12 protein-coding genes and 1 tRNA gene are annotated in these 13,185 nt (G+C 60.8%); 7 read left to right on the forward strand and 6 right to left on the reverse strand.

Annotation, left to right across the window (positions count from 1 at the left end; genetic code table 11):
* Positions 1-138 precede the first annotated feature (138 nt).
* From putA to OP495_RS04275, 6 genes are all read right to left on the reverse strand, one after another.
* Entirely contained in the window at positions 139-3,330 is a 3,192-nt protein-coding gene (putA, locus tag OP495_RS04250) for a bifunctional proline dehydrogenase/L-glutamate gamma-semialdehyde dehydrogenase PutA (protein ID WP_280567467.1), read from the reverse strand.
* A gap of 190 nt (positions 3,331-3,520) precedes the next feature.
* Positions 3,521-4,309 (reverse strand): AraC family transcriptional regulator, encoded by a 789-nt coding sequence (locus tag OP495_RS04255; RefSeq protein WP_280561587.1) that lies wholly within the window; start codon positions 4,307-4,309, stop codon positions 3,521-3,523.
* A 64-nt stretch (positions 4,310-4,373) separates the two neighbouring features.
* Entirely contained in the window at positions 4,374-4,745 is a 372-nt protein-coding gene (locus tag OP495_RS04260; RefSeq protein ID WP_280561586.1) for a hypothetical protein, read from the reverse strand.
* Between the two features lie 113 nt (positions 4,746-4,858).
* On the reverse strand, positions 4,859-5,854 hold the full coding sequence (locus tag OP495_RS04265) for a tripartite tricarboxylate transporter substrate-binding protein (RefSeq protein WP_280567468.1): 996 nt from the start codon (positions 5,852-5,854) through the stop codon (positions 4,859-4,861).
* 309 nt (positions 5,855-6,163) lie between these two features.
* Positions 6,164-6,239: transfer RNA gene (locus OP495_RS04270), tRNA-Gly, on the reverse strand.
* Between the two features lie 225 nt (positions 6,240-6,464).
* Positions 6,465-6,875, reverse strand: coding sequence for a CBS domain-containing protein (locus tag OP495_RS04275; RefSeq protein WP_280561583.1), 411 nt, complete (start codon positions 6,873-6,875; stop codon positions 6,465-6,467).
* Between the two features lie 261 nt (positions 6,876-7,136).
* On the opposite strand from OP495_RS04275, the gene OP495_RS04280 reads away from it, so the two are divergent.
* The 7 genes from OP495_RS04280 (at position 7,137) to trpA (ending at position 13,160) form a co-directional block, all read left to right on the forward strand.
* A complete protein-coding gene (locus OP495_RS04280; RefSeq protein WP_075367796.1) occupies positions 7,137-7,406 on the forward strand; it encodes a hypothetical protein in 270 nt (89 codons plus the stop codon).
* A gap of 117 nt (positions 7,407-7,523) precedes the next feature.
* Positions 7,524-7,682, forward strand: coding sequence for a YqaE/Pmp3 family membrane protein (locus OP495_RS04285; RefSeq protein ID WP_280561582.1), 159 nt, complete (start codon positions 7,524-7,526; stop codon positions 7,680-7,682).
* Positions 7,683-7,844: 162 nt separating this feature from the next.
* Positions 7,845-9,503, forward strand: a complete 1,659-nt coding sequence (locus OP495_RS04290; protein ID WP_280561581.1) for a hypothetical protein — start codon at positions 7,845-7,847, stop codon at positions 9,501-9,503.
* A gap of 60 nt (positions 9,504-9,563) precedes the next feature.
* Positions 9,564-10,490 carry a tRNA pseudouridine(38-40) synthase TruA gene (truA, locus tag OP495_RS04295; RefSeq protein WP_280561579.1) on the forward strand — a complete coding sequence of 309 codons (927 nt, stop codon included), beginning with the start codon at positions 9,564-9,566 and terminating at the stop codon, positions 10,488-10,490.
* Entirely contained in the window at positions 10,487-11,122 is a 636-nt protein-coding gene (locus OP495_RS04300) for a phosphoribosylanthranilate isomerase (RefSeq protein WP_280561576.1), read from the forward strand. The genes truA and OP495_RS04300 overlap by 4 nt, the downstream gene beginning before the upstream one ends.
* An 11-nt stretch (positions 11,123-11,133) precedes the next feature.
* Positions 11,134-12,348 carry a tryptophan synthase subunit beta gene (gene trpB / locus OP495_RS04305; protein WP_280567470.1) on the forward strand — a complete coding sequence of 405 codons (1,215 nt, stop codon included), beginning with the start codon at positions 11,134-11,136 and terminating at the stop codon, positions 12,346-12,348.
* A gap of 8 nt (positions 12,349-12,356) precedes the next feature.
* Positions 12,357-13,160 (forward strand): tryptophan synthase subunit alpha, encoded by an 804-nt coding sequence (trpA, locus tag OP495_RS04310; RefSeq protein ID WP_280561897.1) that lies wholly within the window; start codon positions 12,357-12,359, stop codon positions 13,158-13,160.
* The last annotated feature ends 25 nt before the right edge of the window (positions 13,161-13,185 follow it).

Consider the following 13,185-nt stretch of genomic DNA (forward strand, 5'->3'; position numbering starts at 1 on the left):
AGGTTGTGGGTACGCATACGGGCCAGAACGCTGATGGCGAGCATCGTGAACAGGCAGAGCGCGAAGGTGGCGCCGATCGCGACGTTATTTCGATCATAAGGGAGTTCCCTTCGTTTATTGTTTGATGACGAGTAATGATCACTCGTCTCCCAGCGCGAGTAGCGACGCGTTACCGCCCAAGGCGGCGGTATTGATGGTACGGGTCTTCTCTGTGGCGAATCGCTGCAGATAATGCGGTCCACCTGCTTTGGGACCAGTGCCTGACAGGCCCTGGCCACCGAAAGGCTGAACGCCTACCACGGCGCCGATGATATTACGATTGACGTACACATTGCCCACTCGAATTTTCCGCGCTATTTCAGCGGCGAAGGATTCGTTGCGACTGTGAATGCCGAACGTCAGTCCATACCCTTTGGCGTTGATGGTATCGATGACCTGGTCGATCTCAGCGCTACGGTATCGGGCTATGTGTAATATCGGCCCGAATTGCTCGCTCTCCAGTGTGTCGATGCCTTCGATCTCGAACGCGGTCGGCGCAATGAAGTGGCCGTGTGCCGTGGTGTCTGCATCGGGAGTCGCCTCGGCCAACAGACGGCCTTCCTCCTTGAGGCGCACGATGTAATCGCTGAGCTGACGATGGGCGTCCTCGTCGATGACCGGGCCGACATCGGTACCCAGGTCGCGTGGATCGCCGATGTGCAACTCCGCCATGGCGCCCTTGAGTAGCGCGATGACGTGGTCGGCGACGTCTTCCTGGATATAGAGCACACGCAAGGCGCTGCAACGCTGGCCAGCGCTCTGGAAGGCCGAGGCCACCACGTCGGCGACGACCTGCTCGGGAAGCGCGGTGGAATCGACGATCATGGCGTTCAAGCCACCGGTTTCGGCGACCAGGGTCGGCAGCGCGGCACCTTCGCGGTCGGCGAGGGCACGGTTGATGGTTCGTGCGGTGTCCGTGCCACCGGTGAAGACGACGCCGGTGATGCGGGCGTCACCGGTCAGTACGCTGCCCACGGTGGGGCCGTCGCCGGGCAGCAATTGCACCACGTCGCGCGGCATGCCCGCCTCGTGGAGCAGTTCCACGACGCGGTGCGCGATCAGAGAGGTCTGCTCGGCCGGCTTGGCGAGCACCGGGTTGCCAGCGACGGCGGCGGCAACCATCTGGCCGCAGAAAATTGCCACCGGGAAATTCCACGGGCTGATGGCGGCGAATACGCCCTTGCCGGACAAGATCAGCTCGTTGGATTCACCGGTCGGGCCGGGCAGCGGGATCGGCGCGTCAAACATTTCGCGGGCCCGCATCGCATAGTAGCGGCAGAAGTCCACCGCTTCGCGAATCTCGTCGACGCCATCGGTGAGCAGCTTGCCGCCTTCGCGGGAGCACAGTGTCATCAGTTCGGCCAGATGCTCTTCCATCAAGTCGGCGAAGCGCTCGAGAGTCTGCGCACGCTCCTCGACCGGTGTATCGCACCAGCGAGGGAAGGCCGCCCAGGCGGCATCCACGGCGCGCTGGGCCTGTTCGCTCGTAGTCCATTGCACGCTGCCCACGCGCTGGCGGGTATCGTAAGGGCTGAGAACGTCATGCTGCTGCGCGGCCTCGTCTTCCACGTCGAAAGCCAGCAGCGGTTTGACGTGGTGTTCGCGCTCCATGAATGTCGCCATGCTGTCGATCAGCGGTTGGTATTGGCTGTTGATGTTCAAGTTGACGCCCTTGGAGTTCTTGCGTTTTTCCCCATAGATATCGCGTGGCAGCGGAATCCGTGGATTGGCATAAGTATCGTATTGCGCCAAGGTTTCTACCGGGTGCTCGCAGAGGCTTTCCACGGGCACGCCAGGATCGACCAACTGGTGCACGAAAGACGAATTGGCACCGTTTTCCAATAAGCGCCGCACGAGGTAGGGCAACAGGTCCTTATGCGCGCCTACCGGTGCGTAGATACGGCAGTAGGTGCCCTGTGGTGCGCGTTTGAGTGCGGCGTCATAGAGCGCTTCACCCATGCCATGCAGGCGCTGGAACTCGAAATGACGATCCCCCGCATTGGCGAGTTCCAGTATGGTGCTGATGGTGTGGGCGTTGTGTGTGGCGAACTGCGGGAAGATGCGTCCCCGAGTATTCTCGGAGAGCAGGAAATGCACGCAGGCCAGGTAGGTGACGTCGGTGCACGCCTTGCGCGTGAAGACAGGGTAGCCGTCGAGCCCTTGCTGTTGAGCCTCTTTGATTTCGGTATCCCAGTAGGCGCCCTTGACCAGACGTAGCGGAATTTCGTCGCCACACTGATCGGCGAGGCGATTGATGTAGTGCAGAACCGGCAAGACACGCTTGGAATAGGCCTGTACCACTAGCCCGAAGTGCCCCCAGCCGCGGCAGACATCGCTTTCGAACACGGCGCGGAAGACCTCCAGCGACAATTCCAGGCGGTCGGCTTCCTCGGCATCGATGGTGATGGCGACGTTGTTCTCGCGGGCTAGCGAGGCGAGCCGGCGGACACTGTCGGTAAGCTCTTCGAGGATCTGACGACGACGCCCGAATTCGTAACGCGGATGCAAGGCCGATAGCTTGATCGATACCGAGGGTGCTGGCGTCTTGGCGTCCAGCTTGCGGCTGGTAGCACCGACTCGTTCGATAGCCTGGGCGTAATCGTCGAAATAACGAACGGCGTCTGGCCGCGTGCGTGCGGCCTCGCCAAGCATGTCATATGAGTAGGTATAGCCCTTGTCGAACAGTGGCTGCGAGCGTTTCAGGGCCTCGTCGATGGTCCGCCCCAGCACGAACTGTTTGCCCATGATCTTCATCGCTTGATACATGGCGCGGCGAATTACCGGCTCGCCCATGCGGTTGACCATCTTGTTGATGAAGGTGGCGGGCTTGCCTTCGTGGGACTGGTCAAGCTGCAGAACGCGGCCGGTCATCAGCAATCCCCAGGTGGACGCGTTGACGAACCATGACTCGCTCTGGCCGACGTGCGCCTTCCAGTCGGCAGGCCCCAGCTTGTCTTCGATCAGGGCGTCGGCGGTGGCCTTGTCGGGAATTCGCAGCATGGCCTCGGCCAGACACATCAACATCAGGCCTTCATGGGTATCGAGACTGTATTCCTGCAGCAGTTCGTCGATGGAGTCGACCGCCGTATCCATCTCGCGGACTTCGCGCACCAGCTCGGCGGTTTGCGTGGCAATGCGCTTGAAGTCTTGCTCTTCGGTACGCAAGAACGCGACCAATTCGGCGACATAGGCATCTTCCTCGACGCTATAATAATCGCTGACGCGCGCGAACAGCGTGTCGAGATCGTCGTTCCAGGTGGCGGTTTCCAGCATGGTATTGGCATCTTGCATGTCATGACTCCGTGATGATCGGCGACGTAATAATGAAGGTGGGCGTGCGGAGTCGGCGCCGGTATCGGCGTCCTGATTATGTTGTATAGCGTCGACTTTAGAATGGGGCAGCGTGCTCGGTCTTGCCAATTTCCCGGATATTTGTGTCAAAAAACACGGCAGAAGAAGAAGTGGGCTTGAATTTTAGACCTTAGTCTATAATGGATGACGTGGTCATGACGGAGGCGTTGGCACTTCGGCGCCATTGCGAGGGAGACTGGCCATGATGGCGTCGAAAGGCATGCGACAAGGCGCTTTGATTGGCGAATCCCGTGCGTGCCGCGATTTCGCTGAGCGGTGCGCCGGCGGTTCGCAGTAAGGTGCTCGCGCGTTCGAGGCGGCGACGCAACAAGTATTGGTAAGGCGTCAGCCCCGTATGGCGCCGAAAGCGCTCGCCGAAGTGTGTCTCGCTCAGGCAGGCCAGGCGCGCCAGATCCTTGACCGTCACGCGCTCGGCGAGGTGGAGGTCGATGTAGCGATCGATGGTATCGAGATCCAGCGCGCGCCCATTATCGAGCATCGTCGGTGCGGCCAGGCGGGCATGCAGACAGCTCAAGAAGGTGGTAGCAAGCAATTCGCCGTCGGCATGGCGCGGCTGCGACATTTCCTGCACCACGAAGTTGAGATAATTGCGCAGGGGATCGTCGAGCGTGAAATAGCGTGGCGCATCGAACAGGCTGGCCAGTTCGCGATGGCTTCCGGTCAGCGAGGGCGAGTCATCCGGGAGGTCGAGGATCAACTGGCGGTTGTCACCGATACCTTCGTAATAGTGCACATGATTGATCGGGACGATGCAGCCCGACAAGGGGGCGATGGAACCGCCCAGTCCTTCGATCTCGAATTCGGCATGGCCGGCCAGGCCGATAACGATCTGATGGAAGGCATGGCCGTGATGTTTGACGGTGTTGTCGAGCGGCGTCAGACGAATGCTGCTGCTCATGGCGACTCTCCTGAGCTTCGCAGTGAGCTTACCATACACGCCCATGGCGCGTGAGGCGCAATTCTCAGGCCTCTAGTTCAGGCTTCTGCAGTGCCAGGCGCGCGCGCAAATGGTCGCGTATTGCCTCGAGTTCGTCGCGCCCGGCACGCGATAGCAGGCAGCCTCCCCGTGCGACTTGCCAGGGTCTACCGTGCTCCTCCATCACATGCTGCGCGCGGCGGCGAATGCTTTCGAGATAGGCATCGTGGCGAATCGGGTAATCGACCAGTGTATGCCACTCGGCCACACTGACGCGTTTGTCCAGCGTTTTGTCGAACAGCGTCAGCAGGTGCGCGGGCTCGGTCCGATAGCGGGGCGTACGGCTGAGCATCAGCATCGCCACGGTACCGACCAGGATCGTCAGGCAGACGGCGAAAACCAGTAAAAAAAGTAGCATGATGCGTTGAGGGGCCGAAACAAATGCGAAACCTTGATTCTAGCATGTGATCGCGGCACGACGCAGTGACGCGGCGACGGATGGCGTGTTCTGTCGTGCCATCCGTCGGTTGGTTACTTAACCAGGCCTAGTGTCTCCGATAGTTCACGGATGTCGTTGACCTGTTGCTCGACGAAACGCTGCATCTCTTCTCCGGACTTGTGAAAAGGCAACAGACCGTTGGCCTCCATGATGTCCTTCCACTGCGATGAGCCATAAAGTGTATCAAGCGTGTCCGTCCAGTCTGCATAGGCCTTGTCGGAGGCTCCACCGGGAATGTAGAACCCCCGCCAGTTGGGTGCGACAACATCGATGCCTTGCTCGCGCGCGGTGGGGACATCGCTTAACTCACCGGGGAGGCGTTCTTCCGAGAAGACGGCTAGCAACCGCAGGTCGCCGTTTTCGACGAAGCTCATGGCCTCGGAAACATCACCGGTGAAGGCGTCGATGTGGCCACCCAGCAATTGTGTGATAGCGACAGAGCCGGAATCGAAAGCCAGATACTTGATCTCGCGAAGGTTGCTGACGCCGGCTTTGCGTGCAGCCATTAACACCTTGAGATGGTCGAACCCACCCGTGATATCACCTCCCGAGAAGCTGACGCTATGTGGATCTTCTTCAAGTGCCTCGAGCAGATCGGTCAAGTCGTCATAGGGCGAATCGCTGGGGACAGCGATGATGCCGTAGTCAGCGCCAAGCGCGCTGACCCATCGCACTTGGTCGAGAGTGCCACCCGAATAGCGGTTCTGAGCCAGACGCGTGGTGGTGGCGGTGGAGGCTGCGACGATGAGGTTATCGTCGTTATTGCGCTTGGCACGCACATGGCTGAAACCCACACCGCCGCTGGCGCCGGGGATATTGATGGTTTGCATGCCGGTGGGAATCAAGTCGAGTTCTTGCAAGGCACGCGCCGTCGTACGGCAGGTAAAGTCCCAGCCACCGCCGGGCTTGGCGGGGGCAATACAATCGGTCTTGCCTTGAGGCGCGGCGTGAGTATCGAATGAGGCCAGCGCCAGGCTGCAAAGCATTGCCCCCAGCCATAAACGTGTTTCGCGTGAAAAAGTCGTCATGGTGTTTTCTTCTAAGTCGTGAGTGTCCAGCAGCGTGATTCTGCCTAAAAGTGCGCACACTCGCGAGTCGACCATCGGTGGGGGAAACAATGACACGAAAAAGGAAAGCGGGCTGGAATGAAATCGCAGAAAGGAGTGGAGCGGGCAACGAGGCGCGACCGGGTGGCGTTCCACCGGGCTGGCGCACCAGCTCGCGACCCTGAGGTCTGCCTGAACTTACGAAGAAGGAGTGGAGCGGGCAACGAGGCGCGACCGGGCTGGCGCACCAGCTCGCGACCCTGAGGCCTGCCTGAACTTACGAAGAAGGAGTGGAGCGGGCAACGAGGCTCGAACTCGCGACCCTCAGCGTGGGAAGCTGATGCTCTACCAACTGAGCTATGCCCGCTCGACGCAGGGATGTTAATCAAGCGAGCCAGGCTTGGCAAGCCTGACCATGGCAGCGCTCGATAAAAAAATGCGCGAGGCGAGGGAACTTTTGCTCGCAATATGGTCTGAGTTAAAGCAAGAAACGTGATTCCAGGCAGTCGCTAGGAAATGCGTTTTGAGCTTACTGTTCTCGATTGACCGCCGTGCCCTTTGTACGGCGGTTTTTTATGCGTTGGCGTCGGCCTTAGCAGCGGTTGCGCATTACCAACAGGGCGCCTAAAACCTCGCGACGGGTTACCAGGCCGATGACGTGTCCGTCATCGACGACGGGATATACCTTGGGGCGTTCGCCGCGCATGGACTCGGCCAGGTCGACGATGCTCTTGTCAGGCGTTACGGTCAGCACGACTTCGCGCATCAGTTCGCCGACCAAGGATGGCTGGCCGCAGTGATAGGCGCTATCGAGCAACTGGCCCAGCACATCCTGTTCCGAGATGAAGCCGATCAGGTGGTCTTGCGCATCGACGACTGGCGCACCGGGCAATCGGTGGCGAGCCAGACCGTCAGCGAGGACCGAGATCGAAGTGTTGGCGGTGACTCGGTAGCCATCGCCGATCATGATATCGCCGACTACGGTGGGGGATGAGCGCGTCATGGAAGGCCTCCTTAGCGTCGACGGGCAGGACCGGATAATAGCCCTGAGCCCTGTAGTCGAGAATAGCTCATTCTCACGGTGTCATTGCAGCGCGTGGAGATTGTGTAAACGATAAAGTGGCGGCGACTTGAAAGTCGGCCTCATGCCTTCAGTAAGATAGATAAGCTATAGTGACATCGTGAGAAAGTGACGCTGCGCGGAAGTAGCGCAAACCATTGGTACGAGACGTGATAGACAGGTTTCGGCTCTTCGGGAGGCAACATGAACGCACGCGATTACTTGGCCAAGCAGGGAATCGGCCTCGACAAGGAAGAGGACAAGCCCACCACCCTCGAGGAACAGGCTTGGGCAAGAGCCCGGGGCGCGGCAAGCCACCGCCCGCGCAGTGGTACTCCGCATGATTGGGAAGACTGGGAGCGTCACCATGACACGCTGGCCTCCGGCGCCGATGAGGTGCGCCAGAAAATCGATCCCGATGCACATTCGCATGCGCCGGGTGTCGAATATTGTGATCCTCGCGGAAAGCAATAGCCAGGCTATCTAGGCATCATGCCCTTGCGTATCATGCTAGGCGGTGAATACCACCAGTGTGGCGACCCACGCTACCTTGAAAGACTCTGAAAGGACGCATTCACAAGGAGAGGATGTATGGACATTATCCGCATAATTCTGGCTATTTTGCTGCCGCCCCTGGGGGTTTTCCTACAGGTCGGCTTCGGCCTGCATTTCTGGCTCAATATTCTGCTGACGTTGTTGGGGTATATTCCCGGCATCGTCCACGCTGTCTGGATCATCGCCACGCGCTGACAGGTGTGGCGCCGTCGAGATGGCGCCCATGCCTTATGGTCATCCTGAGCAACGAGCCCGCCTAGGCGGGCTCGTCTCGTTTGGGTAGTGCCTAGTATGAGGTGGCTGGTTAAAAGATATGGTAAAACTCAAACTATCGTTGACGTCGTTCTTGAGGATTCCATGCTGCGCAAGATTGCTCTGGCATTGTGCCTGGTCGTGATAAGCCCCGTGGCACTAGGGGTAAGCGTGGGCGCGCCGCAGGTCACCTCGTATCTCAATCAGCCCTTGCGCGCCGAACTGGCGCTGTCCGGTGTCGGCGATATCGATCCCCAGCGACTCAAGGTGCGTCTGGCGGATGACGGTGCCTTCGAAGCGGCGGGGATGGACGAGAGGGCACTAGAAATGCCGCTGAATGTCGCGCTATCGCGCGATACCACGCCGCCACGCATCACGATCAGCAGTCAGGCGTCGGTGGGGCGCGCCTATCTCGAATTATTGCTGGAGGTGTCATGGCCGCAAGGGCGTATCCAGCAGCCGGTGACATTGTTGCTCGATCCGCCTGGCTACGCCTTGTCGAGTTCTCCCGGTGCGTCGCAGACAACGCAGGATGATGCCTCGACATGGCAAGCCAATGCTTCGATGTCTTCTCGTGCGAACTCTCAGCCCCAGTCCGAGGCGCCACAGGGCGTTGTCGGGACGGGTCCCGAGGGGGCCGAGGCTTCACGTCCTGCATCGTCGGGCGCCACTTCATCGAGTCAGCGTACAGGAGAAGCCGATTCGCGGCGTGCGGCCGAGCTGGAGGCGGCACTGCAAGCGCTGCGCGTACGCGTAGCCTACGTCGAGCGGGAGCGTGATGCGCTGGCCGAGCGCCTTGAAGCACTCTCGATGCTACCGCCGGTCGATGTCACCGGCGTGGCAGCGTTGCTGGCACAGACGGCGTTCGATACCTCATCGGCGCCGTCCGTCGAGCAGGCAGCATCCATCAGCGACGAAACGCCTCCGAATGCTGCCCAGCGTGATGAAGCGTCGTCATCCTGGTTGGGGCCATTGCAGGCGGGGCTACTGATCGTACTGGCGGCATTGCTGGCGCTCTGGGGATGGCAGCGTTGGCGTACCGGCCGCGAAGCGACCTACCAGGATATGACGGCGCGGTTGGGGACGACGCAGTCCGCCGCCAAGACGCGCCCGATCTTGAGCGACGATGATGTACCCGAGACGGCCACCATCGACGAGGCCGACATTTATATCGCCTATGGTCGTTATACCCAGGCGCGCGAATGGCTGCAGGCGCGTCTGGCGGTACAGGAAAATGCCGAGTTACGTCTCAAATTGCTGTCGGTGTTGGGCGAGCTGGGTGAGCTCAATGTATTGGAGCGGGAGGCTGAGTGCTTTGCGTCGTCGGTCAGTGATGAAACGCATCGCGAGGTCGAGGCCTTGGTGACGCATTATCGTCAAGTCGTCGCCACGCAAGCCGCGAGTGTGTCGCATGAGTCGGTGGCGTCTTCCCCCGAGATGGATCCACTATTCGCAGGCGCCTCGGTGCCTGCCGACAGCGCCAAGTCCGAGACGCCCCATGATGAAACGGATGAGGAGGCGGTAACGCCTGCCGTACGCCCCGACGAGGAGGCCGCGCCGCTCGACTTCAACCCGCCCGAGGTTCCCGACGCGCCTGCACGACTGGATTATCAGTTGCCCGAGGTAGAGCCCTCCGCGGGGGCCGAGTCGCACGATGATTCAAGCGAGTCACCACATGATGTTGCGCATTGGGAGGTCGAGGAAGTGGCGTTCGAACCCTCGCATCTGGATAATGGGCGCGTCGATGGGGCGCCAAGACGCTGAAGTCAAGCTTCATGCCCAGCCTCCACTTGACATGCCCAAGACTCAACGTGACGGATATCGATGGCCTTCTTCGAATTCCAGGATGACTGCCAGCCGCTGGAAGGACGCATTGCACTCGGTGTCGAGTACGATGGCAGTGCGTACTGTGGCTGGCAGCGCCTCACACAAGCGCCTTCGGTGCAGGCAGCGCTGGAAGCGGCGCTTTCGAAGATTGCCAATACGCCGGTGCAAGCGCTGTGTAGCGGGCGCACCGATACTGGTGTGCATGCCACGCGCCAGGTGGTGCACTTCGATGCACCGGTGGCTCGTACGCAAAAAGCCTGGCTGTTCGGCACCAATGCCAAATTGCCGCGGGATATTGCGGTGCGCTGGGTGGTGCCGGTCGCCGATGATTTTCATGCGCGACTCTCGGCCTTGGCGCGGCGCTATCGTTACGTGATCTTCAATCAGCCATCGCGGCCGGTGCTCGAACGCGCCAATGTGACCTGGTGCCGTGAGCCGCTGGACGCCGAGCGCATGCATGCCGCCGCCCAAGCGTTGATCGGCGAGCACGATTTTTCGAGTTTCCGCGCCGCGGGTTGCCAGTCGAAAAGCGCCCATCGCCATGTGCATTTCATCGAGGTACGACGCTATGGACAGATGGTCGTCCTCGACATTCAGGCCAACGCGTTCTTGCATCACATGATCCGCAATATCGCCGGCGCGCTGATGGCCGTCGGACGCGGCGATCATCCGACGAACTATCCTGGCGAGCTGTTGGCGCTGCGTGATCGAACGCAGGGCAATGTCACGGCGCCGGGCTGCGGACTGCACTTCGTCGATGTGTACTACGATGAGCGCTTCGAATTGCCACAAGAGCCACTTGGCCCGAACATGCTGGCGTTCGTCGGGGAGTGGAGTGGCGAGCGCACGCTGCCGGATAGTGAGTGGGCGCGTGCGCGTCGCCAGCGCCGCGTCTATCCACCGCGTCGGGAGATGTCGTCATGAAGGCGCCGATGCAACGAACGCGTGTCAAGATCTGCGGCCTGACGCGTGAGGACGATATCCAGGCGGCAGTGGCGGCGGGTGCCGATGCGCTGGGCTTCGTGATGTGGCCTGGCAGTGCGCGGGCTATCGACGAAGCGCGCCTGGCGCAGCTATCGGCGTGCGTGCCGCCCTTCGTGACACGCGTAGGGTTGTTCGTCGACCAGCCGCCGGACGAGATTCGGCGTTGCGCGCGGCATCTTGATTTGGTGCAGTTGCATGGTGACGAGACCGCCGAGGCGTGTGCGCATCTGGATATCCCTTGGATCAAGGCCTTGCGCATGCGCGACGGACTCGACTTGCACGCCGAGGCGGCGCGCTATGCCGGCGCGCGCGGCCTGCTGCTGGATGCTTACCGTCCCGGCATGCCGGGAGGAACGGGCGAGACCTTTGACTGGTCGCGAATCCCCGCAAACCTGGCAAAACCTGTTATTCTCGCAGGAGGCTTGACGGCAACCAATGTTGCCGAAGCCATTCAGCGAGTGTGGCCCTACGCCGTCGATGTCTCGGGAGGCGTCGAGGCGGTCAAGGGCATCAAGGACTCCGCGCGCATCCGGGCATTTCTGTCCCAAGTGTCCCATACCCAAGCCCCATAGAGGTGTCATTCGTGACCAAGTTCAGCGACCTGACCCGACTGCCGGACGCCCAAGGCCATTTTGGCCCTTACGGTGGCCGGTTCGTCTCGGAGACTCTGAGCTTCGCCCTGGAAGAGTTGGAGAAGGTTTACATGAGCCTTCGTGACGATGCCGATTTCCAGGCCGATTTCGACCGTGATCTGGCCCATTACGTGGGCCGCCCGTCTCCGCTGTACCACGCTGAACGATGGTCCGAAAAGCTTGGTGGTGCGCAGATCTGGCTCAAGCGCGAAGATCTCAATCACACCGGCGCCCATAAGGTGAACAACACCATTGGCCAGGCGCTGCTCGCCAAGAAAAGCGGCAAGCCGCGTGTCATCGCCGAGACCGGTGCTGGTCAGCATGGCGTGGCCACCGCCACCGTGGCGGCACGACTAGGCCTCAAGTGCGAGATCTACATGGGGGCCGAGGACGTCGAGCGTCAGAAGCTCAACGTTTATCGCATGCGCCTTCTGGGGGCCGAGGTGCACCCGGTCGAGTCCGGGTCGCGAACCCTCAAGGACGCCATGAACGAGGCGCTGCGCGACTGGGTGACCAATGTCGACGATACCTTCTATATCATCGGCACCGTGGCGGGGCCGCATCCCTATCCCGCTATGGTGCGCGATTTCACCGCAGTGATCGGTCGCGAGGCGCGCAAGCAGAGCTTGGCACAAATTGGTCGCCTGCCCGATGCCCTGGTGGCCTGCGTAGGGGGCGGCTCCAATGCCATCGGCCTTTTCTATCCGTTCCTCGAGGACGAAGAAGTGGCCATGGTGGGCGTCGAGGCCGGTGGCGACGGTGTCGAAACTGGGCGTCACGCCGCACCGTTGACTGGCAATGCCCCCAGCGGTGTGCTGCATGGCAATCGGACCTATCTGATGTCCGACGCGAGTGGCCAAGTATCGGAGACGCACTCGATTTCCGCCGGTCTCGACTATCCTGGAGTCGGCCCCGAGCACGCACTGTGGAAGGATGTGGGGCGCGTCAGCTACGTGGCCGCCAACGACGATGCAGTGCTCGAGGCGTTTCGCGAGTTGACCTGCATCGAGGGCATCATGCCCGCGTTGGAATCGGCTCATGCGCTGGCCCATGCCAAGGTGATGGCGGCCTCCATGCGCCCCGATCAGCACATCGTCGTCAATCTTTCCGGGCGTGGTGACAAGGATATTCACACGGTGGCCAAGCTCGACGGTCTGGAATTTTGAGCATGACTATGAATCGTATCGATCAACGTTTTGCGGCGCTCAAGACTCAGTCGCGCCGCGCCTTGATTCCGTATATCACCGCCGGTGACCCCGCGCCGCAGTATACCGTTGGCTTCATGCACGCCTGCGTCGAGGCGGGCGCCGATGTGCTGGAATTGGGCGTGCCATTTTCCGATCCCATGGCCGATGGCCCGGTGATCCAGAAAGCTTGCGCGCGCGCGCTCAAGCATGGGACGCGTCTGGCCGATGTGCTCGACATGGTTGCGTCGTTTCGCGAGACCGACCAGGTGACCCCGGTAGTGTTGATGGGATATCTCAATCCCATCGAGCGCATGGGCTACGAGGCGTTCGTACAGCGTGCGCGTGAGGTGGGCGTCGACGGCGTGCTGATGGTCGACATGCCGCCTGAGGAAGCCACGGCGATAGCGCCGCTGTTCACCGAGCACGGTTTGCAGTCGATCTTCCTGCTGGCCCCTACCACTTCGTCCTCCCGGGCCGCTACAATATGTGCGCACGGCGAAGGTTATTTGTACTATGTATCACTCAAGGGTGTGACTGGCGCCGCATCGCTGGATGTCGAGGCCGTGGCGCGACAGTTGGCGCCACTACGCGAGATGACCGATTTGCCGTTATGTGTCGGCTTCGGCATTCGCGATGGCGAGACCGCTGCGGCGGTCGGCCAGGTAGCCGATGGTGTCATCGTCGGTAGTGCACTGGTGTCGCGTATCGCCGAAAATGCGGAACGTCCCGAGGTCATACCGGCGGCGCTCAAGGCTGTGCTTGGCGACATGCGTGATGCGCTGGATCGCTGAGATGGTCATGCGGGCCCCTATTATT

Source organism: Chromohalobacter sp. 296-RDG, assembly GCF_029889885.1.
In the GTDB taxonomy this organism is placed as follows: Bacteria; Pseudomonadota; Gammaproteobacteria; order Pseudomonadales; family Halomonadaceae; genus Chromohalobacter.